Annotated in this window: 17 protein-coding genes and 2 tRNA genes; 7 read left to right on the top strand and 12 right to left on the bottom strand. The window is 62.9% G+C overall.

Annotated features, from left to right (window positions below; translation table 11 throughout):
* Positions 1-69: 69 nt before the first annotated feature.
* The 4 genes from HPTL_RS10420 to mutY are packed head-to-tail and all read right to left on the bottom strand — an operon-like array spanning position 70 to position 4,090.
* A complete protein-coding gene (locus HPTL_RS10420) occupies positions 70-1,257 on the bottom strand; it encodes a multidrug effflux MFS transporter (protein ID WP_119335913.1) in 1,188 nt (395 codons plus the stop codon).
* Entirely contained in the window at positions 1,257-2,276 is a 1,020-nt protein-coding gene (msrB, locus tag HPTL_RS10415) for a peptide-methionine (R)-S-oxide reductase MsrB (RefSeq protein WP_119335912.1), read from the bottom strand. Before msrB ends, HPTL_RS10420 begins: the two co-directional genes overlap by 1 nt.
* 26 nt (positions 2,277-2,302) lie before the next feature.
* Entirely contained in the window at positions 2,303-2,983 is a 681-nt protein-coding gene (locus HPTL_RS10410) for a thiopurine S-methyltransferase (RefSeq protein WP_119335911.1), read from the bottom strand.
* A 39-nt stretch (positions 2,984-3,022) separates the two neighbouring features.
* Entirely contained in the window at positions 3,023-4,090 is a 1,068-nt protein-coding gene (gene mutY, locus HPTL_RS10405) for an A/G-specific adenine glycosylase (protein ID WP_119335910.1), read from the bottom strand.
* A 12-nt stretch (positions 4,091-4,102) separates the two neighbouring features.
* Here mutY and HPTL_RS10400 point away from each other — a divergent pair, with 12 nt between their 5' ends.
* Complete coding sequence (locus HPTL_RS10400) at positions 4,103-4,594, top strand: flavin reductase family protein (RefSeq protein WP_119335909.1); 492 nt, start codon at positions 4,103-4,105, stop codon at positions 4,592-4,594.
* A 102-nt stretch (positions 4,595-4,696) separates the two neighbouring features.
* Positions 4,697-4,770 (top strand) — tRNA-Gly (locus HPTL_RS10395).
* Positions 4,771-4,812: 42 nt separating this feature from the next.
* Here HPTL_RS10395 and HPTL_RS10390 read toward each other — a convergent pair.
* The 4 genes from HPTL_RS10390 to HPTL_RS10375 all read right to left on the bottom strand — a co-directional run bounded on the left by HPTL_RS10390 (position 4,813) and on the right by HPTL_RS10375 (position 7,745).
* Positions 4,813-5,529, bottom strand: coding sequence for a LytR/AlgR family response regulator transcription factor (locus HPTL_RS10390; protein WP_145981815.1), 717 nt, complete (start codon positions 5,527-5,529; stop codon positions 4,813-4,815).
* A gap of 10 nt (positions 5,530-5,539) precedes the next feature.
* The gene (locus HPTL_RS10385) at positions 5,540-6,586 is read right to left on the bottom strand and encodes a histidine kinase (protein ID WP_119335907.1); all 1,047 of its coding nucleotides are present in this window, start codon (positions 6,584-6,586) and stop codon (positions 5,540-5,542) included.
* A 122-nt stretch (positions 6,587-6,708) separates the two neighbouring features.
* Positions 6,709-7,584 (bottom strand): tRNA 2-thiocytidine(32) synthetase TtcA, encoded by an 876-nt coding sequence (gene ttcA, locus HPTL_RS10380; RefSeq protein ID WP_119335906.1) that lies wholly within the window; start codon positions 7,582-7,584, stop codon positions 6,709-6,711.
* 85 nt (positions 7,585-7,669) lie between these two features.
* Positions 7,670-7,745 (bottom strand) — tRNA-Asn (locus tag HPTL_RS10375).
* A gap of 306 nt (positions 7,746-8,051) precedes the next feature.
* Here HPTL_RS10375 and HPTL_RS10370 point away from each other — a divergent pair.
* The 3 genes from HPTL_RS10370 to HPTL_RS10360 all read left to right on the top strand — a co-directional run bounded on the left by HPTL_RS10370 (position 8,052) and on the right by HPTL_RS10360 (position 12,906).
* Entirely contained in the window at positions 8,052-9,905 is a 1,854-nt protein-coding gene (locus HPTL_RS10370; protein WP_119335905.1) for a type I secretion system permease/ATPase, read from the top strand.
* Positions 9,905-11,365, top strand: coding sequence for an HlyD family type I secretion periplasmic adaptor subunit (locus tag HPTL_RS10365; RefSeq protein ID WP_119335904.1), 1,461 nt, complete (start codon positions 9,905-9,907; stop codon positions 11,363-11,365). The genes HPTL_RS10370 and HPTL_RS10365 overlap by 1 nt, the downstream gene beginning before the upstream one ends.
* 185 nt (positions 11,366-11,550) lie before the next feature.
* Positions 11,551-12,906 carry a TolC family outer membrane protein gene (locus HPTL_RS10360; RefSeq protein ID WP_231999989.1) on the top strand — a complete coding sequence of 452 codons (1,356 nt, stop codon included), beginning with the start codon at positions 11,551-11,553 and terminating at the stop codon, positions 12,904-12,906.
* A 39-nt stretch (positions 12,907-12,945) separates the two neighbouring features.
* Here HPTL_RS10360 and ptsP read toward each other — a convergent pair whose 3' ends face one another.
* The 4 genes from ptsP to HPTL_RS10340 are packed head-to-tail and all read right to left on the bottom strand — an operon-like array spanning position 12,946 to position 16,681.
* The gene (ptsP, locus tag HPTL_RS10355; RefSeq protein ID WP_119335902.1) at positions 12,946-14,694 is read right to left on the bottom strand and encodes a phosphoenolpyruvate--protein phosphotransferase; all 1,749 of its coding nucleotides are present in this window, start codon (positions 14,692-14,694) and stop codon (positions 12,946-12,948) included.
* Between the two features lie 4 nt (positions 14,695-14,698).
* Positions 14,699-14,968, bottom strand: a complete 270-nt coding sequence (locus tag HPTL_RS10350; protein ID WP_119335901.1) for an HPr family phosphocarrier protein — start codon at positions 14,966-14,968, stop codon at positions 14,699-14,701.
* A gap of 4 nt (positions 14,969-14,972) precedes the next feature.
* Entirely contained in the window at positions 14,973-16,376 is a 1,404-nt protein-coding gene (locus HPTL_RS10345; RefSeq protein ID WP_170141347.1) for an exonuclease domain-containing protein, read from the bottom strand.
* A gap of 17 nt (positions 16,377-16,393) precedes the next feature.
* A complete protein-coding gene (locus HPTL_RS10340) occupies positions 16,394-16,681 on the bottom strand; it encodes a DUF3460 family protein (RefSeq protein WP_119335899.1) in 288 nt (95 codons plus the stop codon).
* A gap of 160 nt (positions 16,682-16,841) precedes the next feature.
* Between HPTL_RS10340 and HPTL_RS10335 the strand changes: the two genes are divergently transcribed.
* Positions 16,842-18,269, top strand: a complete 1,428-nt coding sequence (locus tag HPTL_RS10335; protein ID WP_119336188.1) for a mannose-1-phosphate guanylyltransferase/mannose-6-phosphate isomerase — start codon at positions 16,842-16,844, stop codon at positions 18,267-18,269.
* Position 18,270: 1 nt separating this feature from the next.
* Positions 18,271-19,353, top strand: a complete 1,083-nt coding sequence (gene gmd / locus HPTL_RS10330) for a GDP-mannose 4,6-dehydratase (RefSeq protein ID WP_119335898.1) — start codon at positions 18,271-18,273, stop codon at positions 19,351-19,353.
* The last annotated feature ends 2 nt before the right edge of the window (positions 19,354-19,355 follow it).

The following is a 19,355-nucleotide window of genomic DNA, read 5'->3' as shown; positions in this document are numbered from 1 at the left end:
TCGATTTATTTTGCAAGTCACGCGCCATCGCTTTTTTCTTCTACGGACTCGCGGTTTCCGCCAACCGCGTCAGGAGGTTGGCGCGCCCCGGCAATTTGCTGGCGCCGCTTGCTGGGTGCTCCACCACGAAATCGCCATCACGATCGCGATCACCGCTGCCATTGGCAACGGGGTTTCGCCCAGGAGATGCCCCACCAGGGTTCCGGCAACCGCGGCGATGCCCATCTGCGAAAAGCCCAAAAGGGACGCCGCGGCGCCCGCGATCTTTGGATAGGGGGCGAGCGCCAACCCGGTTGCGTTGGGCATCAACAGTCCGGCCGCAGCGCCGCACAGCCACATCGGGAGCATCACGCCCAGCGGGGATGGCGCGAGCAACAGCCAAAGCCCCATCGCACTACCACCCCCCAAGCCGATCCAACCACCCAGCCGCAGCAACCGTTCCGCCCCCAGCCGGCGTGACAGGCGGGCGCTTGCGACCGAACCGGCGAAAAAGCCGGTGACCATCACCGCGAATGCCAGCCCCATCTGCACGGGCGTGAACCCGAACATGCCGATGAAGACGAAACTCGAACCGGAAATGAACGCAAAGAGCGCCGCGTAGCCGCAGGCGTTCGAGAGCAGCAGCCAACGAAAGCGCCGGTCGCTCAACAGCACCGAAAAGGAGCGAAGAAAGCCGAACGACGCTTTGCCGCGGTGGGCGTTGGTTTCCGGTAACGCCCAAAGGATCGCCACGAGCGTCACCGCGGCGTAGCAAAAAAGCGCGACGAAATTGCCGCGCCAGGCGAAATGGCTGGTGATCACGCCGCCTATGAGCGGTGCGACCATCGGTGCGATCGCCATCGCCGAGCCGACGTGCGCGAGCATCCGCGTCGCGTCTACCGGCCCATAGACGTCGCGCACGATCGTTCGCCCAAGCACTGGGCCGACACAGGCGCCGACGGCTTGGACCACCCGTGCCGCGAGCAGCATGGTGATGTTTTCGGTCCAGACACAGGCGAGCGATGCTGCCGCATAGAGCGCCAGGCCCGAGAGGATCACCGGCTTGCGCCCGAAGCGGTCGGAAAGGGGGCCGTAGACGAGCTGGCCGAACGCAAAGCCGATCATGTACGCGGTGAGTGTCAGCTGCCCGTGGGCGACGTCGGTTTCGAGGTCGGCAACGAGCGCGGGCAGCGCCGGAAGGTAGAGGTCGGTCGAAAGCGGCCCAAGCGCAACGAGCGCGATGATGAGCACAAAGAGGGTAGGTGAAGGCTGTGCCATCAAGCGGCCCCTTCGGCTTCGGCACCCGGCGCGAACGCGAGCACATTGCCGTTGATGCAGTAGCGCAGCCCCGTCGGCGGTGGGCCATCTGGAAAGACGTGGCCCAGATGGATGCCGGTGGCGCGGCTGCGTACTTCGGTGCGCACCATCCCATAGGAGCGGTCTTCGTGCTCGGTGACCGCATCCGGTTCCGCGGCGAAAAAGCTGGGCCAGCCGCTACCGCTTTCGAATTTTGTCGCGGAGCGAAAGAGCAGCGCACCAGAGAGGGGATCGAAAAACCGTCCGGGGCGTTTTTCGTGGAGGTGGCAACCGGTGAACGGCCGTTCTGTACCGTGTTCGAACGCGATTGCGAACGCTTCGGGGGATAGTACCGCTTGCCCCAGCCAGGCCCAGAAGGCGCGTAACTCGGCACCCGGTAGCGTCCAGGGGTACGGGGGTAGGTGAACACCGGTTCCCCCCAAACCGCAGTAACCGTCCGGGTGTTTGATCAGGTAGTCCTGATGGTAGCTTTCCGCAGGGGTGTAGTGGCGCACCGGGGCGATCTCGGTGGTCGGCGCCGAAAAGCGGGGCGCGCCCCCCGCTGCCTGCCACAACGCCCACGCGTACGCGGCGCGGCTGGCCAGAAGCAGCGGCAGCAGCCAAACCGCGTCGTCGTTCGCTTCGTAATAGAGCGCGCTGCGGTAGTTGCTGCCGATGTCGTTGCCTTGCCGGTCGCGCTGCGTCGGGTCGTGTCCTGCCCAGAACGCGGCCAGGAGCTGCGCAAGCAGCGGAACGAGCTGGTCGGCCTCGCTGCGCGGTGGTTCCCATACCACCTTGACCACTTCGGCGTGGTTGCGGCCCGAGGCGACTCCCGCGCGCAGCGCGCGCTCGAACGCCAGAACCCGTTCGTAGGTGGGGTTCGGATCGTCCCCCCCGGCGTAACCGACCTCGGTGGCAACCACACCGGGGAGAACACGCAACCGCTGTTGCGCGCCCCAGAAGCAGCCCATGCCGAAGTAGAGGGTGATTTCCTGTGCCATCGTGAGCTCCTGCGCGCGGTTTCGTTTCAGCGGTGCCAGGTGAGCGCGAAGACGTGTTCGCGCAGGTAGGAAATGCCGCGTGCCTGCCAGTGGGGGTGTTCCGGGAGCACGTCGTCGTCGGACCAATGTTCGATCGAAGACACGTCGGCGAAATGGCGAAACACTTCGTCTGGCGGGACGCTGAACGGCGGTCCGGCGCGTTCCGCCTGCGGGTATTCCAGCGTGACCAAAAGCATTTTCGTGCCCGGGCGGGCCAGACTCCGCAACTGTGCCGCGTAGCGGGGGCGCATCTCGGGCGGCAACGCCACCAGTGCGGCACGGTCGTAGATCGCGGTGTGCGCTGGCGCTTTCGGGCCCCAATGCCACACCTGTTCCGGCGTGAGGGCGAAATAGTCGCCCAGATAGAGACGAATCCCGTCGGTGGTGTAGGCGGCGTGTGGGGGGCACGCGGTGACTTCGGGCGTTGCGTCGTTCTCTTCGAAGAATTGACTGACGGCCACTGGGCTCAATTCGACCCCAACCACGCGGTGGCCTTGCTCCCGCAACCACAACATATCCAGGGTTTTGCCGCAGAGTGGAACGAAGACGGTCGCCTCAACCGGGACGGCAAGCCGGGGCCAGTAGGCGAGGAGCTTGGGGTTGAAACGGTCGAGGTGAAAACCAATCTCTCCTTTTTGCCAGCGTTCGTGCCAAAAACCGGGTTCCATCGTCTGCTCCTTTCTGGGTCAGGCCTGCTGGGTCAGGCGTCAGGACACCGCGCGCGTCTCCGCCCACGCCGCCAACGGACGCGGCAGGCCCCACGCCAACGCTTCGCGCGCGGTTGCCCAGCGCCCCTGCGTGGAGGATTCGCAATCGTAACAGAGGTGGGCCGGCGTCGTCCATTCTTCGATGGTGATCCGTAACCGACGGTGCGTGAGGCGATGCGCAGGCAACGCTTCGCTACTGGCGCGCTGCCACGAACCGGGCGGAGGTGGCTCATCGGCGTGCGGTAGCGCCCAGAGTCCGCCCCAGATCCCCTGGTTGGGACGCTGTACCCACCAGTAACGGGTACCGCAGCGGTAGGCGCGCAATGTCCAATCGATCTCCGGAACCGGCGCACGCGCTTTGCGCTGTGGGAGCGCGGCGGCGATACCCACCGCATAGGCGGTGCACCACTGAGCGACCGGGCAGTACGCGCAGTTGGGAATGCCGCGGGTGCAGACGAGCGCGCCCAAGTCCATCTGTGCTTGGGTGTATTCCGGCATCGCCGTGGGTGACTCTGGCAGCAGCGCTTCGGCGATCTGCCACAATTGCCGCTTCACTGCGGTATCTGGCAGTGGCGTCGCGATCCCGAAGAGGCGGACGAGCACGCGCTCGACGTTGCCGTCGAGGATCGCGGCGCGCGTGCCGAACGCGAACGCGCAGATCGCCGCGGCAGTCGACCGTCCCACGCCCGGCAGTTGCGCCCAAGCGTCCGGATCACGCGGCCATGTGCCGCCCCAAGCGCGAACGATCTGCTGCGCAGCGCGGTGAAGGTTTCGCGCGCGGGCGTAATACCCCAGTCCACTCCACGCCGCCAACACCGCTTCGAGCGGCGCTGCCGCAAGCGCTTCGACCGTGGGCCACGTCGCGACGAACCGTTCGTAATAAGGGATCACGGTGGGTACTTGCGTCTGCTGGAGCATCACTTCGGAGAGCCAAATACGATAGGGGTCGCGGGTGTGCCACGGAAGGGTACGGCGCCCTGCGACGCGGTGCCAGGCGATCAGGCGTTCGGCCCAAAGTGCTTGCCATTGTGGTGGGAATGATTTACCCTTCTCGCGTTTTTTTGCCAATGGGGTCTCCCGATGCTAGATCAAGCGTCGCGCGCGTTGCGCGACACGTTGGGACGTTTCGCTACGGGTATCGGTATTCTGACCGCGCGGGACCGCGATGGGGCGCCGGTGGGGCTCACCATCAATTCGTTCAATTCGGTCTCGCTCGATCCGCCACTCGTGGTCTTCAGCCTCGGGTTGGGGCTGCGGCGGCTCTCTGTTTTCCAACAGGCGCAATGGTACGGGATTTCGCTCTTGCGTGCCGACCAGGAGTCGGTATCGACGGCGTTCGCCACGCCGGGTGTCGATGCGTTTGCCGCGACGACGTGGCGCGACGGTGCCCATGGCGTCCCGCTCATCGAACCGGCGCTGGCGCATTTTGAACTCGCGCCCTACGCCGAACACGACGGCGGGGACCATCGCCTCTTCCTTGCGCGGGTGGTGCGCCACGCCTGGTTCGACGGGGAACCGCTCGTCTATTTCGCCGGGCGCTACCGGCGGCTTCTGCCCGAAACTGCAGCATAACGTCCTGAATGAGGGCGGTGGGCGCCCCTTTCCGATGTCGCAAAAGAAGAAGCGGCTGTTGACAGAGTTTTTGCAAACTGGGTTATAATATGCGGCCGTCGAGCGGGTGTAGTTCAATGGTAGAACATCAGCTTCCCAAGCTGAGAACGTGGGTTCGATTCCCATCACCCGCTCCAATCCCTTTCCGTGATCGAATTTTCTGAATCTGCCGCCAAGCGTCACGCTTGGCTTTTTTGTTGGAAGAGCGCACGAACGGCTGCGGCGTGGCGGCGGCTCACCGGTAGCGTCGTACCATCCCGTAACGCGACGATGCCGCCCCCTTCGCTGGCGTCGGGTACCCATGCGGCCAACCAGGCGCGATTCACCAAATAGGCACGATGGGTGCGCACGAAGCTCTCTCCCAACTGCGCTGCCCACTGGGTGAGCGACCCTTCGGCAGCGAGTCGCCCCAGCGTCGTTTCTGCCCAGACCGTTTTCGCCTCCGCAGAGAGATAGCGGATCGCCGACTGCGGTACCTGTACTCGCTGTCGGCCCAACGAGAAGGTCCAGATCGGCTCGTCCGACGCGGCCGCAGCCTGAGGGCGGCGGGGACGTGCCGCGGCTTGGAGTGCGCGCGCGAGCGCCTCAGCGCGAACGGGCTTCACCAGGTAATCGACCGCATGGGCCGCGAACGCCGCAAGCGCGTGTTCCGGGTACGCGGTCACCATGACCACCGCGGGCGGCTGCGGCAGCGTATCGAACCAGCGCGCAAGCGCAAGCCCCGATTCGCCGGGCAGTTCGATATCCAACAGGACGACGTCCGGTAGTGTCCGTGCCGCTTCGGCTCGGGTGGTTTCGGCGTCGGGAAAGGTCCGAACCGTATGGCCCAGCGGGGTCAGCAAGCGGGCCAGGCGACTTGCAGCCAACGGTTCGTCTTCTACGATCCAGATCTGCATCGCACCCTCTTCATGCGCGGTTGCGCGGATCAAGCGGTAGCGTCAGCGTCACCCAGTGCCAACCCGCTTCCTGAACCTGCTGCACCGTGCCGCCTGCAGCGACGATCTGGCGCGTCACCGCCGCCAAGCCAACGCCAAAGCCGGAATCGGAGCGTGTGGGGTGTTGCGCGCGTTCCGCGACCGGGTTACCAACGCGCACGGTCAATTGATTTTCGGTCACCCGGAGTGTAACCGAAACCGTCGTCGGCTCGCGGCGGCGCGCCACCCCGTGCGTCACCACGTTTTCGATGAGCGGCACAAGACACCAGCGGGGTACCCGTTGGGAACGCACCGCTTCCGGGCAGTCGATCTGCCAGTCGAGCACCAGACGGTCACCGTAGCGCAACTGGGCCAACGCCAAGTACGCTTGCGCCGCGTCGAGCTCCGCCGCCAACGGCCAAGGATGGGGGTCGCTGAGCGCTGCTTGCAGCAAAACCGCCAGATTTTCGATCGCGCGTTCTGCGCGGTGTGGCGCGTCAGGGAGCAGCCCTGCGATCACGTTGAGGCTGTTGAGCAGGAAGTGCGGATGGGTGCGCGCCTGCAGCGCCGCGGCTTGCGCCGTTCGCGCTGCGTCGATGAGCGCCTGCCGCTCCTGCCACCCGGTGACGACCCAACCGATCCCCAAACCGAGCATCGCGGCAATGCCAGTGGCGCGCCACACCGTCGACGGGGCTTCGATCCAACCCAACAGGACGCCAACACCGCCCGTCAGCCCGGTACAACAAACGAGCAGGAGCCAGAGAAGAACGCTCTGCGCACGGGGGGTACGCGGGGTGCGCCACCGTCCCAGCGCGCAGAGCAGCGCAAGTGTGGGCACGACCGCCCACGCGCCCCAGAAAACCACCGCAGCAAAGAAAAGGAGCGCGTCCGTGTAGTCCGGAAACGCCGGTTGCGCCAACGTAAGCGCGATCGCAAGCGCCACTACCGCCAAAAGCGCGTACGCCAGCGTCGCGGCACGGCACAGGCCGGCCCACGACGGGTCGCGGTTGCCGTTCGTTGCTTTCGTATCCCGAGTCACGGGAGATGTCCCACCATGCGCTGTTCGTCAGAGACAAAAGTATAGGATGTCTCTTCGCCCCGGGCCATGTTGTGTGTGAGATGGCGTGGGGCTCGTACGAACGTGGCGTCTGGTCGGACACCTTAGGGATGCGGGGTAGGAGTCGTGTGCAATCCGACGAAATCGAAAAGCGTGCGATCCAGAAGGTGGGATGGCGTGACGTTTTGCAATGCGGTGAAGATCGACGCGACGCGGCGTGGGTCTTCGGCCTCCCACGCGCGCAGCATCGCCTTGATCTGTTTGCGCTGCGCGTGCTCCTGGCTGCCGCAGAGGTTGCACGGGATGATCGGGAAGGCCATCGCACGGGCGTAGCGCTCGATCTCGCGTTCGCGGCAGTAGGCAAGCGGTCGGATTACGATCAGGTCGCCGTCGTCATTCACCAATTTCGGCGGCATCGCTTTCAAATGGCCACCGAAAAAGAGGTTGAGAAAGAAGGTTTCCAGGATGTCGTCGCGGTGGTGGCCCAGCGCAAGCTTGTTGCACCCCAACTCCCGTGCCGTACGGTAGAGGATGCCACGCCGCAGCCGCGAGCAGAGCGAACAGGTGGTTTTGCCCGCGGGGATCTTCTCTTGGACGATCGAATAGGTGTCTTCGCGCACGATCCGGTACGGGACCCCGAGCGCTTCGAAGTGGCGCGGTAGTGTCTCAGCGGGAAAACCCGGTTGTCCTTGGTCGAGATTGACCGCAACGAGTTCGAACGAAACGGGCGCGCGCGCCTGGAGGAGCAACAAAAGCGAAAGAAGCGTCAGCGAATCCTTGCCACCGGAGACGCAGACCATGATCCGGTCACCGTCGCCGATCATCGCGTAATCGGCAATCGCAGCACCCACCGCGCGCAACAGCGACTTTTCCAGCTTTTCGGCTTTGTGGGAGCGGTCGCGCGGCGCGTCCTCTGCGTCGTTTTCGTGCAGCGTTGCCGTGACCGCGGCAAGCGGCACGGTGGCGATGGCAACCGACATCGGGTGACCTCTAAATGAAAAAAGCCACAAAACGTGGCTTTCGCTCTGTGACTATCGAAATGAATCGAGCGTTTGCTTGGTTCTCTGGCTCCCCGAGCAGGGCTCGAACCTGCGACCCACGGATTAACAGTCCGTTGCTCTACCAGCTGAGCTATCGGGGAACGCGAGAGAGCGCTATTATCTTTAAATGCTGGGTATCAGTCAACCACTTTGCGACAATGGATTTTGCGCCGTGCCGTTTCGTTCCAAAATCGTACCGTCGTGCAGTGGGAAGAGCTGTGCGTGAATCACGATGCCGTACTCGATTGCACGAGCCGCCGTGAAACAGAGTTGTGATCGCCGTCACGGCAGAGTGATCGAGCGCAAAAAAACTGCATATATCCCTTGGCACCCTCTTTCGCATTGTGCGACAATCCCGTTTTGCCGCAGCGCACCAACCGCGGCAGCAAGAGAGGAAGTCACTACCAATGGCCAAAAAAGAGAGCCGGTTTCCCGAGCTGGCGCAGCTCTTTACCGAGATGCGCCGCTATTTCGTTGGGGTGGGCGCGTTTTCGTTCGTGATCAATTTACTGCAATTCACCGCGCCGCTCTACATGCTACAGGTCTATGACCGGGTGCTCAGCAGCCACAACACCACCACGCTTTTGGTGCTGACCATTCTGGTGGTGGGGCTCTTTCTCCTCATGGCGGTGATCGAGTTCATCCGTTCGCGCGTACTCGTGCGGGTGGGGGCGGCGATGGAAGCCAAAATCAATCAGCGCATCTTCGACGCCGCGTTCGAAGCCACGTTGCGCCGCGGCGGCGCGAACGCGCGGCAGGCGCTCAGCGATCTCACCCAATTGCGCCAGTTCGTCACCGGTAACGGCCCCTTTGCCTTTTTCGACGCCCCTTGGTTTCCGATCTACCTGGCCGCCTGTTTCGTACTCCATCCCCTTATGGGCTGGTTCAGTGTGGGTGCGGCGCTGATCCTGATCGTGCTCACGGTGGTCACCGAGGTGGCGACGCAAAAACCCCTGGCCGAAGCGAACAAGTACGCCAACCAAGCGACCAACTTCGCCCACAATCAGCTGGCGAACGCCGAAGTGGTCGAAGCGATGGGGATGCTCCCGGCGCTGCGCCAGCGCTGGAAGGCGCGGCACGTGCAGCACCTGGTGTTGCAAGCGGTGGCGAGCGACCGCGCGGGGCTCATCTCAGCGATTACCCGTTTCGTGCGCATCACTTCACAGTCGCTCGTCTTGGGGCTGGGCGCGTGGTTGGTGTTGCAGAATGAATTGACCCCCGGCGCGATGATCGTCGGCTCCATTTTGATGGGGCGGGCGCTCGCGCCGATCGACCAACTGATCGCCAATTGGCGCGGATTCGTCCAGGCGCGGCTGGCGTACGAACGGTTGGGAGAGCTGCTCACCGCGTTCCCGGCACGGCCACCGCGTTTGTCGCTTCCACCACCGAAAGGGCATGTGTCGGTCGAGGGGGTGGTCGCGGTCCCGCCGGGCAGCCAAACGCCGGTGGTGCGCGGTGTGACGATGGAGATCCCGCCGGGAACGGTCGTCGGCGTGATCGGCCCCTCAGGTTCGGGGAAATCGACGCTCGCGCGGCTGTTGGTCGGCGTCTGGGCGCCCGCTGCGGGCAAAGTGCGGTTGGATGGCGCCGACGTCACCCAGTGGGACAAAGCGGAACTGGGCCCCTATATCGGGTATCTGCCGCAAGACATCGAACTCTTCGACGGCACGATCGCGGAAAACATCGCCCGTTTCGGGCCGCTCGATTCGGAGCGAATCGTCGAAGCGGCGCAACGCGCAGGAGTGCACGACCTCATCTTGCGCCTGCCGCAAGGGTACGACACGCCGATCGGTCCCGGTGGCATGGTCCTTTCTGGCGGGCAACGGCAGCGGGTTGCGCTGGCGCGCGCGCTCTATGGCGACGTACGCCTCATCGTATTGGACGAACCCAACTCCAACCTCGACGACATCGGCGAAACGCTTTTGGTGCGCGCGTTGGCGGAGATGAAACGTCAAGGGCGTACCGTGGTGGTGATCACCCATCGTACAAGCGTACTGCAAGTGGTCGATCGGCTCGCGGTGATGCGCGACGGCATGTTGCATGCCTATGGGCCGCGGGATCAGGTCCTTGCCGCGTTGCAGCAAGCAGCGCAACAGGCTCAGCAAGCGGCGCAACAACACGCAGCGCAACCGCCGGCTGCGCAGGCACCGTCGTCTGGGCAAGCGGCCCCACAAACCGCGTCTGCGGGTACGCCTGCAGCCGCATCGTCCGCCCGTGACGCGGCGCCCAATGCTTCCGTTACCCGAGCGCAGGAGAGTTGATGGTGTCTCAACCCGGTGAAACGAACGTGACGGCGCAATCGCTCCCCGAAAGCCGGCAAAGTCCACCCGAACGCAGCACCGCCGCCGTGCCGGCCTCGGAACGCGGCCAAACCGCACGCGGCTCGAGAGGCACAGTGGAACCGTTCACGCTGGAAGCCGATGCGCGACCAGTGGAAGAGGTGGCGCACGAAGTGTTGCCGGATGAAGCGAGCCGGTTCCTGCGTGTTGGCGTTTGGATCTTGTTGCTCTTCTTTGGCGGGTTCCTGGTGTGGGCTGCGACCGCGCCGCTCGATTCCGGTGTACCTGCGCCAGGCGTGACCATCGTCGAATCGAAGCGCAAAACCGTTTCGCACCTCACGGGCGGCATCGTCAAAGCGATTCTGGTCAAAGACATGGCGTTCGTCGAAGAAGGAGAACCGTTGATCATTCTCGACGACACCACGATTTCCGCCCAATACCAGAGCGCGCTCAAGGAGTACGCAGCGCTCCTCGCGACGAAAGCGCGGCTCGAAGCGGAGCGTGACGGCGCCGCAACCGTGACCTTCCCGGAAAGCCTCCGCGCAATCGGTGAAGCAGGCGATGCAGTGGCGCAGATCGCGCAGCAGCAAGCGCTCTTTCATTCGCGGAAAGAGGCGCTCGCGGCGCAGCTGCGTGTGCTCGACGAAACTGCGCGCACTGCGGAACAGAACGCTGCGGCGCGGGCCGAACAGCTCAAATTCCTCAAGGAGCAGCTCGACGGAATGCGGGCGTTGGCACAGGAAGGGTACGCGCCGCGCAACACCCAGCTGGAGCTGGAACGGCAGGCGTTGGAACTGCAAAACCAGATCACGCTTGCGAAACAGCAAGCCTTGGAGGCGCGGCTGCGCGCGCAGTCCCTGCAAGAAGAGTACCGCAAAGAGGTCGAAACGCAACTGGCGGAAGTCACCAAACAACTGGCGGTGGTGGAAGAGCGGGTGCGGGCGCTCAAAGAGGAGCTCGACCGCACCGTGATCCGCGCGCCGGTAACCGGCTACGTCAATGCGCTCGCGGTGCATACTGTCGGCGGTGTGATCCGCCCCGGCGAGCCGCTCCTTGAGATCATCCCGAAAGACGAAAAACTGGTCTTCGAAGTGCAGGTTCCGCCGCACCACATCGAGCGGGTCCATCCCGGGTTGCTTGCCGAAGTGCAACTCGCCAATTTCCACGATTTGGCGGGTAAGGTGCTCGAAGGGCGGGTGATCTCGGTCTCTGCCGATCTGGTCACCGATCAACGCCAGACACCGTCCGGGCAACCGCTCCCGCCGCACTATGTTGCGCGCGTCGAATTGACCGAAAACGGTTGGCAGACGCTCGGCCCCAACCGCCACCTTCAACCTGGGATGCCGGTGACGGTACTCATCAAGACCGGAGAGCGCACCTTCTTGCAGTACTTGATCAAACCGATCTGGGAGCGTCTCCACAGCGCGGTGAAAGAGCCATGAACCCACGAAAAGCCTTTGAACCCGCGATGCTTCAGCGCCTGCCCGAGCGCGGCAGAGACCGCACCATGTGTCACCAAAGGGGATCGGCATCGCGAAGCCTTGGAACTCGTCGCTCCCGAATCGGGTGGCGTCAAAAGACCGTCGCTGCGTTATTGGCGGTTTTTTCGGCCCACGCGGCGTACGCGTTGAACCTCACCGAAGCGTTCCGGTTGGCGGAACAGAACGACCCCAATTTCGCAGTGAGCCAGAAACGGGCGGAAAGCGACGCCGCGGGGGTCGACGTGGCGCGTGCGCGGCTCCTTCCTTCGCTCACCTTTTCCGCTGCAGCGGGGCGGGCGAAAACCGACACGGAATATCTGAGCGGTCTTTCCAAAGGGCGCACCGTGAGCAACGACTACCAATCGCGCAATTGGAGCCTGACTGCTCGGCAGCCGCTTTACCGTCCCAGCGATTGGGCCGGATGGAAACGGGCCGAGGCGCAGGCCGAAGCGAGCCAAATTACCGTGGAAGCCGCACGGGTGCGTCTGTTACGGCAGGTGGCGCAGGCGTACGCGCAAGCGCTCTCGGCGCGCGCGCAAAAAGCCGTCGCGCAACAGGACGTAGCCCGGTACGAACTCGTCCTCAAACAGGCGCAGCGCGCTTTTGCGCTCGGTAACGCCACACGGACCGACGTCGAAGATGCCAAAGCGCGGCTCGATATCGCCCAAGCGGCCGTCTTGAAGCAAGAGGGGACGTTGCAGCAGGCGCTCGCGGCGCTCGCAGCGCTCATCGGGCGCTCGGTCAGTGAGGACGAACTCGATGCGATGCAGGCGGTGCCGCCACTTGCCGAACGGGCGCTTGCCAAGCCGCTCACGGCGTGGATCGATGCAGCCCATACCCACCACCCCGAGGTGCGCGCGCTCGTCGCGCAAGAAGCCGCGGCACGGCAGCAGGTCGAACAACAGCGTGGGCAGCACAAACCCATCGTGGATCTGGTGGTGACCCGGCGGATGAGCCGCAGCGACACCGAAACCACGATCGGTCAGCAGTACGACACCACCAGCGCCGCGGTCCAACTGCAGATTCCGCTCTACGCAGGGGGTGGGATCGACGCGTCGGTGCGTGCGGCGCTTGCGGCGCTCGAAGAAGCGCAACTCAAAACCGAAGCGAAACGGCGCGAACTCACCCAATCGGTGACTCAGGCCTACACCGCGCTGCGCTTTGGCTACGCGCAGTGGCAAGCGCTCGAACAGGCGGAACGCTCTGCGCAGCAAGCGGTGATCGGCACCGAAAAGGGGATTCAGGCGGGAACCCGCAACGCGGTCGATCTGCTGAACGCGCAGCAAGAATTGGCGAAGGTGCGCGCCAGTCGCATCGACGCCGCGTACCAGGTGCTCGTCGCTGCGATCGACCTTTGGAGCGCCGCCGAAGGGGGGGTGGATGCGGTACTCGTGCAACTCGCCGATGCCGTTGCCCCGCATCTTGAACCGCGTCATACTGCCACCGCAAGCGTACAGCCACGCGCGCACGCGCAGAACGCTGCAGAGCGCACGCCCAATTGACCAGTCAGTACGCACCGGCATCCGAGCGAGCGACTGCGGCTACCGCGCCCCGTCGTTGAAGCGCGCAAACGCCTCGCGGATCTTTTGTGGTTCGTCCAGTTTTACCAAACGTTGCGCTTTGGGCGCCAATTCGTCCAGGTTCGCATAGAGCAGCCGCTGCCGTACCTCCAGCAACCGCTCCGGATGCATCGAGAATTCGCGTAACCCCAGCGCAGCAAGGAGCCACGCGTAGTCCGGGTCGCCTGCCAATTCGCCGCACAGCGAAACAGGGAGATCGATCCGCGCCGCAAACGAAAGAATCCCAGCGAGCAGGCGCAGCACCGCGGGGTGGAGCGGATCGTAGAGTTCGGCAACGGCGTCGTCTTGGCGGTCGATCGCCAGCGTATATTGAATGAGGTCGTTCGTGCCGATCGAAAGAAAATCGACCCGGCGCGCGATCATCGGCAACGCGATCGCCGCCGCAGGGACTTCGATCATCGCGCCCACCGGTATCTGTTCCGGCACTTTGACTCCTTCGGCGACGAGTTCGCTGCGCGCCTGCGCGATCAGTTGCCGCGCCCGATCGATTTCGCTCGCGTGCATCACCATCGGCAGCAAAATTTTCACCGGCCCGCACGCCGCGGCGCGCAAGATCGCCCGCAATTGGGTGAGGAAAAAGGCGGGTTCGGCCAGGCAGTAGCGGATCCCGCGCAACCCTAGCGCCGGGTTTGCGGGTGCGCGCCGCTCATCGCTCAGGTCGAAATCTTTGTCCGCGCCCAGGTCGAAGGTGCGAATCGTCACCGGTTTGCCCTTCATGCCGCGCACCACCTCGCGGTAGGCTTCGAACTGCTCGGCTTCCGACGGCCGGTCGGCGCGTTCGGTGAACAGGAACTCGGTGCGGTAAAGGCCAATTCCGTCCGCTCCTACCGCACGCACGGCAGGCAAATCCTTCGGCGACTCGATGTTGGCGTGGAGCTGAATCTCGGTGCCGTCGAGGGTGCGCGTCGCCGATTCTTTGAGTCGCGCCAGACGGGTGCGCTCGAGATCGAGCTCCGCTTTGCGTAACCGATACTCTTCGACCACCTCTGGCGGTGGATTGGCAATCGCCACCCCGCGGCGCGCGTCGATGATGACCAGTTCGTCGTCTTCCAAGAGCTGGCGCGCGTGGCGCACCCCTACCACCGCAGGGAGCTTGAGGCTACGCGCGACGATCGCAGTGTGCGACGTGGGGCTACCGACGTCGGTAAGAAATCCGCCAATCCGTTGCCCGCGAAACCCGATGGTATCGGCAGGAGAGAGGTCGTGCGCGACGATGATCGTCGGCCAATCTTCGTGCCGCGCGCGCATCGGTCGCGCCAGGCCGCGCAACTCCTTCATCAGCCGCTCGACGGTTTGAATCACATCCTGCCTGCGTTCGCGCAGGTAGGCGTCGTCGATCGCCTCGAACGCCGCCAGGAGCTCCTCGAGCTGTTGCGCCAACGCCCATTCGGCGTTGATCCCGTTTGCCGCGATTCGCTCCAGCGCCGCGTCGATGAGCATCGGGTCGTCGAGCATCAAGATCTGCAGGTCGATGAACGCGTCGAGCTCTTGCTGTGCGGCGCTCTGGTCGGCCGCTGCGCGCAACAAACGCAGTTCGGTGCGTACCGCATCCACCGCCTCTTTGAGACGCGTGCGCTCCTCCGCAACCCGTTCCGGCGGGATTTCGTAGTGCGGTACCTCCAGCAGCGCGTGGGAGACCAGATGGACGCGACCGATCGCGATCCCGGAAGAGACCCCAAGCCCGTGGAGCGTGAACGCAACGGCGGACACCGCGTTACTCCGGTTCGCCGAAGCGGTTCTGGACAAGATCGACGATCGCCGCGAGCGCTGCTTCAGCCTCTTCGCCTTGCGTCTCAACGGTTACCGTGGTCCCTTTCGCCGCGGCGAGCATCAAAATCCCCATGATGCTTTTGGCGTTCACCCGCCTACCATTACGCTCGAGCCAGATCTCGCACGGGAAGCGGTTCGCCAGCTCCGCAAGCTTGGCGCTGGCGCGCGCGTGCAACCCCAGTTTGTTGATGATTTCGATATCGGTGCGTGGCATAGCGCTATTGTACCGAGAGTTTGGCAAGCCCGTGGGCTTTGAGGATGCGAAACACGTCGAGATCGAAGCGGTAGGGTTTTGCGCACGCGGCGGCAATCTCGTCCGGTGTCGGCTCGCGTTCGAAACGCGCGAGCAGACACCACTGGTCGACCAGAAACCAGACCGTGCGGCTGCCTGTTTCGTTTGCTTCAGGGAGAAGAACTGGACCGTCGTGCGGCCACGGGTGTGGCGCCAATTGCTGCAATGCCGCAAGCAAGCGCGCGTCGTGTTCCGTGGCGGACTCTTTGCCTGCGCACCAACCGTGGCAATGACGCAACTGATGCGCACTGCACGCGCGGCGCGAAGCAGGCTCCCAACCGAGCCGCACCGGACAAAGCCCATGGTTTTTCGCCAATTGCCGCAACGTCTGTTCCGCCTGTTTGCGGTTGGAGAACGCGCCAAACGTCCCAGCAGGCCAAGCGCGGGGATCGGTGCCCTGGATGGGCAGATAGGTGACGGTGAGCGGTGCGCGGGTAGCCGCATTCAAACCCGCGACGTGGATCGCCACGGCCACCTGATTGTGGCGCAGCCGCTTGTTGTAGCGCGGCTTCATCGACTGAACCAATTCGGCCTCTACCAGCTGCGCGTGCAGGTCTCCCGCGGTCTCCAACCACTCGATGCGGCGGATCTGCCGCGCGATCTCCGCGTCCGTCGCGTTGCGGGTAGCTGCGCTGAAATGCGCAGTGACGCGGCTGCGCAGCCCTTTGCTCTTGCCGATATAGAGCGGCAGATCGTTGTCGCCGAAAAAGAGATAGACACCCGCCGTTTCGGGAATCGCCTCGATCACCCCTTCGGCCAACCCCGGCGGGCGCGCGGGGTGCTTCATCGCCGCTTCGCGAGCGATCAACAGCCGTTCGGGCGGAAAATGGGCCTGCGCAAAGGCCAGATACTGTTCGAGCACCGCAACGTCACCGCGTGCGCGGTGGCGGGCCGGACACGAAAAGCCGTGCCGTTCGATCAGCGCGTCGAGCCCGTGGCGGCGGTGCTCCGGTTCCAGCGCTTTCGCGAACTTCACCGTGCAAAAAAGGGGCACAGAAAACGCAATGCCGCAGCGGGCAAACGCCTGCTTCAAAAACCCATAATCGAAACGGACATTGTGCGCGACGAGCACCGCATCGGCCAAGAACGCGCGCAACGTTTCCGCAATTTCGGCAAACGTTGGCGCTTCGGCGACCATCGCACTGCTGATCCCCACCAGCCGTTCGATCACCGGTGGAATGGGCACTTCAGGGTTGATCAGCGTCTCCCACCGCTCAGCGGGCGACGCAGAATCCGTGACCCGGGTGAGCGCTACCTCGATGATCCGGTCACGCTCCGGATGCGCGCCTGTGGTCTCGAGATCGAGCAGGACGTACGGCGTGGGCAGCACAGAGGCAGGTAGAGCCTTCAGGCGTGCTCCGTCTGGGCAGAACGCTCCATGACGCGCGCAGCCAAGCGCGGCGGCAGCGCCGGTCGGTACCCCTCTGCGCGAAAGGGATCGAGCTGCGGATGGCTGGTGTCGTAATAGTACGGGTAGGTGGGAACCCGCGCTGCGGCAAACTGCGCCGTGGTTTCCGGGTCTTGCGGCTTATCCCACCACAACGCGCGCCCTTGCCGCGCCACTTCGCGCTGCTCCGGGTGGTTGTCGAGGTAGTCCTGCAGGAAACGGGTGGCTTCAGAGACGTAGCCGGTCATGGTTGTGGTACCTCATCAAAAAAACAGCAAAATGGTAGCATAAATAGGAAAAGAAGATGTTTATCCAAAATGACGCAAGCGGAAGTGGGCATATCGCTATGTCTTTTTTCTTTTTTGTGCGAAAATTGACGTAACCACGGATAGCATAAAGGTTATGAACATCTTGCTCCCGGTTATTCTTTCTGGCGGCGCGGGTACTCGCCTGTGGCCGGTTTCACGTGAAGCGCACCCCAAGCCCTTTATTCGGCTGCCGGATGGGCAGAGCCTCTTGCAAAAGACTTTTCTCCGCGCGGCAAGCCTGCCCGGCGTGCAGCGCATTCTTACCGTCACCAACCGCGACTATTACTTTCAAACCAAAGACGAATATCAACCGCTTGCGCCTTCGGCTGAACCAATCTACCTGCTGGAACCTTGTAGCCGCAACACCGCGCCTGCCGTGGCGCTTGCTGCTCTTTATGCGCATGACCGATTTGGTCTACAAACGACCCTCCTCATTCTGCCAGCCGATCATCTGATCAAAAAACTCGAAGCTTTTCATCAGGCCTTTGCTACGGCGGTGGTATTGGCGCAGCAAGGGTGGCTCGTCACTTTCGGTATCACTCCCTCCGCGCCAGAAACCGGCTTTGGCTACATCGAAGCGGGCGATCCCCTCCCCGTGCAAGATGGCGCTGGCAGGGTGGCTGTGCGCTTCGTCGAAAAGCCGGATGCCGTCCGCGCTGCTGAATACCTTGCCGCCGGTCGCTTCTTTTGGAACGCTGGCATGTTCTGCTTTACCGCAGAAGCGCTGCTTACCGCAATGGAAACGACCTGCCCAGATCTTTTTGCTGCTGCGCGCACCGTTTGGCAGCAGACTGAACCGGCGGCAAACCCGGTGGAGCTCCCCAAAGTACCATTCAACGAATTGCCAGACATTTCCATCGACTACGCGCTGATGGAAAAGGCCGCGAACGTTGCGGTGGTCCCCTGCGACTTGGGATGGAGTGATATTGGCTCGTGGAACGCGTTGGTTGAGCTAGCGCAAGCCGACGATGCGGGCAACCGCACCATCGGGGAGACGATGCTTTTGGATTGCCACAATACCTTCGTCCAAAGCGAAGCGCATCTCGTCGCAGCAGTGGGCGTACAAGACCTCATCATTGTCGATACCCCAGATGCCACGCTCGTTGCCCACAAAGAGAAAGCACAGGACGTGAAACGGATCGTCAAGCACCTCAAGGATTGCAACCACGAAGCGTTCCGCGTCCACCGCACTGTTTATCGTCCGTGGGGGAGTTATACCGTGCTCGAGGAGAGGCCCCGCTTCAAAATCAAACGCATAGAGGTCAAACCGGGTGCCAGCCTCAGCCTGCAATTACACCACCACCGCTCGGAACACTGGGTTGTCGTCACGGGTATGGCAAAAGTCATCAATGGCTCACAAGAATTCTTCGTGCGTCCCAACGAATCGACCTATATTCCTGCTGGACAACCGCACCGTCTCATGAACCCGGGCACCATCCCGTTGATCATGATCGAGGTGCAATGTGGTGAATACCTGGGCGAAGACGATATCGTCCGTATCGAAGACCAATACGGAAGGAAAGCCTAGTATGAAAAAAGCGCTCATCACAGGGATCACCGGGCAAGATGGGGCCTATCTTGCCGAATTTTTGCTCGCCAAAGGCTACGAAGTGCACGGCATCAAACGGCGCACGAGTCTCTTCAATACCCAACGTATCGACCACCTGTTCATCGATCCGCGCGAGGGGCAAACCCGGTTCTTTCTCCACCATGGGGACATGACCGACTCCTCTAGCCTCATGCACATCATCCAGAAAGTGCAGCCAGACGAAATCTACAACCTTGCTGCGCAAAGCCATGTAGCGGTTTCTTTCGAAGAGCCGGAATACACCGCCAATGCGGATGCGTTGGGGACGTTGCGCATTCTGGAAGCGATTCGCACGTTGGGTCTGACGAAGCAGACGCGCTTCTACCAAGCCTCAACCTCAGAACTCTTTGGCAAAGTTCAAGAAATTCCACAAAAAGAGACTACACCCTTCTACCCGCGCAGCCCGTACGCCGCCGCCAAGCTCTACGCCTACTGGATTACTGTCAACTACCGTGAAGCCTACGGAATCTTCGCGTGTAACGGTATCCTCTTCAACCATGAATCACCCATCCGCGGTGAAACGTTTGTCACGCGCAAGATCACCAGAGGGCTTGCGCGCATCAAATTGGGGCTACAAAAGTGTCTCTACCTGGGGAACCTCGACGCCAAGCGGGACTGGGGGCATGCTCGGGATTACGTCGAAGCCATGTGGCTCATGTTGCAGCAGCCGCAGCCGGAAGACTTCGTCATTGCCACGGGAGAGCAATACAGCGTGCGGGACTTCGTCAACGCCGCCGCGCAAGAACTGGGTATTGAAATCCGTTGGGAAGGCAAGAGCGTGGAGGAAAAAGGCTTTGACGCCCAAGGCCGCTGCATCATCGCCGTTGATCCGCGCTACTTCCGCCCCACCGAGGTCGAAACCTTGCTGGGTGATGCCAAGAAGGCTCGGGAAAAACTCGGATGGTGCCCGCGCGTGACATTCGACGAGTTGGTCAGGGAAATGGTGCAGGCCGACCTGAAAGAGGCACAGCGTGAGCAGCTCATGCGCGCCCATGGCCACACGGTGCCAAACCGCCAGGAGTGAGC

The sequence above is a fragment of the Hydrogenophilus thermoluteolus genome (genome assembly GCF_003574215.1).
Lineage (GTDB): Bacteria > Pseudomonadota > Gammaproteobacteria > Burkholderiales > Rhodocyclaceae > Hydrogenophilus > Hydrogenophilus thermoluteolus.
This window is presented reverse-complemented; position numbering and strand designations above follow the sequence as displayed.

Excerpts from the sequence above, each read along its gene's own strand:
- HPTL_RS10420 (WP_119335913.1), bottom strand. The coding sequence starts at position 1,257 with ATGGCACAGCCTTCACCTACCCTCTTTGTGCTCATCATCGCGCTCGTT.
- msrB (WP_119335912.1), bottom strand. The coding sequence starts at position 2,276 with ATGGCACAGGAAATCACCCTCTACTTCGGCATGGGCTGCTTCTGGGGC.
- HPTL_RS10410 (WP_119335911.1), bottom strand. The coding sequence starts at position 2,983 with ATGGAACCCGGTTTTTGGCACGAACGCTGGCAAAAAGGAGAGATTGGT.
- HPTL_RS10400 (WP_119335909.1), top strand. The coding sequence starts at position 4,103 with ATGCTAGATCAAGCGTCGCGCGCGTTGCGCGACACGTTGGGACGTTTC.
- HPTL_RS10390 (WP_145981815.1), bottom strand. The coding sequence starts at position 5,529 with ATGCAGATCTGGATCGTAGAAGACGAACCGTTGGCTGCAAGTCGCCTG.
- ttcA (WP_119335906.1), bottom strand. The coding sequence starts at position 7,584 with ATGTCGGTTGCCATCGCCACCGTGCCGCTTGCCGCGGTCACGGCAACG.
- HPTL_RS10370 (WP_119335905.1), top strand. The coding sequence starts at position 8,052 with ATGGCCAAAAAAGAGAGCCGGTTTCCCGAGCTGGCGCAGCTCTTTACC.
- HPTL_RS10365 (WP_119335904.1), top strand. The coding sequence starts at position 9,905 with ATGGTGTCTCAACCCGGTGAAACGAACGTGACGGCGCAATCGCTCCCC.
- HPTL_RS10350 (WP_119335901.1), bottom strand. The coding sequence starts at position 14,968 with ATGCCACGCACCGATATCGAAATCATCAACAAACTGGGGTTGCACGCG.
- HPTL_RS10340 (WP_119335899.1), bottom strand. The coding sequence starts at position 16,681 with ATGACCGGCTACGTCTCTGAAGCCACCCGTTTCCTGCAGGACTACCTC.
- gmd (WP_119335898.1), top strand. The coding sequence starts at position 18,271 with ATGAAAAAAGCGCTCATCACAGGGATCACCGGGCAAGATGGGGCCTAT.